The following is a 2,193-nucleotide window of genomic DNA, read 5'->3' on the forward strand; positions in this document are numbered from 1 at the left end:
GCTCTCCGTCGGCGACCTGCTCATCGGCTGGCAACTGCTGCAGCAGGCCGAGATCGCCATCAAGGCCCTCGACAACGGCTCCACCGAGCCGTTCTACCAGGGCAAGGTCGCCACCGCGCAGTTCTTCGCCCGCAACGTGCTCCCGGAACTGACCGCGACCCGCGCGGTCCTGTCCAACCTGGACAACGACATCATGGAGCTCGACGAAGCGGCGTTCTGAGCGCGCCGAGGCGCTGGCGCTCCTGATCGAAAACGAAGCCCCGCAACCGGATTCACCACCGGTGGCAGGGCTTCGTTGCCGTAACGACCCCTACCTGTGACAGCGATGTGATAATTGTGTCCGCTCGCATACCACACATCGGCGAGCCGGAACGGGCACAATACCCACGGCGTCACAATCGGAAGGGGAGCAGAGCATGAAACGACTGCCAGCACTTGCCGGAGCGTGCGCGGCGGTCGCGCTGCTGGCCCTGTCGGCCTCGCCGGCGGGCGCGGACCCGAACAACATCAACCCGATTCCCGGACTGAACGGCGTCAACGGCCTGCCGCATCTCGGCGGCGCCACCCAGGCCGTCTATCAGATGACCGGCATGGCCTCGCCGAACCGCACCCAGGACAGCAATGTGCTCGGCACCGACCTCGGCATCATGTGGGACGACGGTCGCGGGCAGATGATCACCGCCTACGGCGACACCGCCGGGCTGGGCATGCCGAACCTGCTGGCGGGCAGCATGTGGGCGTGGCGCTCCAACGTACTGTTCCGCAGTCCCGCCGGGGCCAGCCCCATCGACGGCATCCGCTACACGAGCTTCGTCGACAACCCGCTGCCGAGCCCGAAGATCCCGGGCATCGAGATCAGTTTCATCCCGACCGCCGGCATCTCGGTGGGCGGAGTGCAGTACATGAGCATGATGTCGGTGCGCGATTGGGGCCCGGACGGGCACTGGGACACCAACTTCTCCACCCTGGCCGTGTCCGGCGACGGCGGGCAGACCTGGGCGCAGCTGCCCACCACCCGCCGCGCCGACGAGGGCGGCTTCCACAACTTCCAGCAGGCGGCGTTCCTGAAGGCCGACGGCTTCGTCTACCGGTACGGCACGCCCGCCGGGCGCGACAATCCCGGATTCGTCGCGCGGGTCAAGGAAGCCGACATCGCCAACATCGACGCCTACGAGTACTGGGACGGCGGGGCCTGGAAGCTCAACGACGTGAACGCCGCCAAGCCGATCGTCGGTGGCGTGGGCGAGCTTTCGGTGATGTGGAACCAGTATCTGGGGCAGTACGTCATGATGACCACCGACCCGAGCAACTCGGTGGTGATGCGTACCGCGCCCGCCCCGGAGGGCCCCTGGAGCGAGCCGCGCGTGCTCATCGACACCCGCGAGTTGCCCAGCGCCTACGCCCCGATGATCTACCCGTACCAGACCGGCAGCGATCTGTACTTCCTGGTCACTCAGCATCGGCAGTACAACGTGATGCTGATGCGGACGCCGTTGTAGGCGGTGTCGGGGTCCGCGAGCGCTGTCATTAGGCTCTTCGGCGTGCTGCTTTCCGATCGCGACATTCGTGCTGAGCTGGCCGCGGGGCGGCTCGCACTGGAACCGTTCGAGGCGAAGCTGGTCCAGCCGTCGAGCATCGATGTGCGCCTGGATCGAATGTTCCGGGTGTTCAACAACACTCGGTACACCCATATCGACCCGGCGCAGCGGCAGGACGAGCTGACCAGTCTGGTCGAGCCCGTCGACGGGGAACCGTTCGTGCTGCACCCGGGCGAGTTCGTGCTCGGCTCGACGCTGGAGGTGTGCACGCTGCCCGACGACCTGGCCGGACGCTTGGAGGGCAAGTCCAGCCTGGGCCGCCTGGGCCTGCTCACACACTCCACCGCCGGATTCATCGACCCGGGTTTCAGCGGCCACATCACCCTGGAACTGTCGAATGTGGCGAACCTGCCGATCACGCTGTGGCCGGGTATGAAGATCGGCCAGCTGTGCCTGTTCCGGCTGAGCAGCCCGGCCGAACATCCTTACGGCAGTTCGGCCGCGGGCTCCAAATACCAGGGCCAGCGCGGGCCGACGCCCTCCCGCGCCTACCTGAACTTCCCGCAGCCGAACGGTTCCTGACCCGGCCCCCGCCCCCCCAGGATGCGGCGGCCGAGCGCACAACCGCTCCGGCCGGACGTGCGTGCCGGACTTG

Annotated in this window: 3 protein-coding genes; all 3 read left to right on the forward strand. The window is 67.3% G+C overall.

The window, feature by feature from the left end; genetic code table 11:
• A partial coding sequence (locus QH470_RS01270; RefSeq protein WP_280270373.1) for an acyl-CoA dehydrogenase C-terminal domain-containing protein occupies nt 1-220 on the forward strand: 220 nt, incomplete at its 5' end.
• A 196-nt stretch (nt 221-416) separates the two neighbouring features.
• Nucleotides 417-1,499: a glycoside hydrolase family 183 protein gene (locus tag QH470_RS01275; protein WP_280270374.1), complete on the forward strand. Its 1,083-nt coding sequence runs from the start codon at nt 417-419 to the stop codon at nt 1,497-1,499.
• Between the two features lie 42 nt (nt 1,500-1,541).
• Nucleotides 1,542-2,120, forward strand: a complete 579-nt coding sequence (gene dcd, locus QH470_RS01280) for a dCTP deaminase (RefSeq protein WP_280270375.1) — start codon at nt 1,542-1,544, stop codon at nt 2,118-2,120.
• Nucleotides 2,121-2,193 lie beyond the last annotated feature (73 nt).

Origin of the sequence: Nocardia wallacei (assembly GCF_029868745.1) — a bacterium.
GTDB classification, from domain to species: Bacteria; Actinomycetota; Actinomycetes; order Mycobacteriales; family Mycobacteriaceae; genus Nocardia; species Nocardia wallacei_B.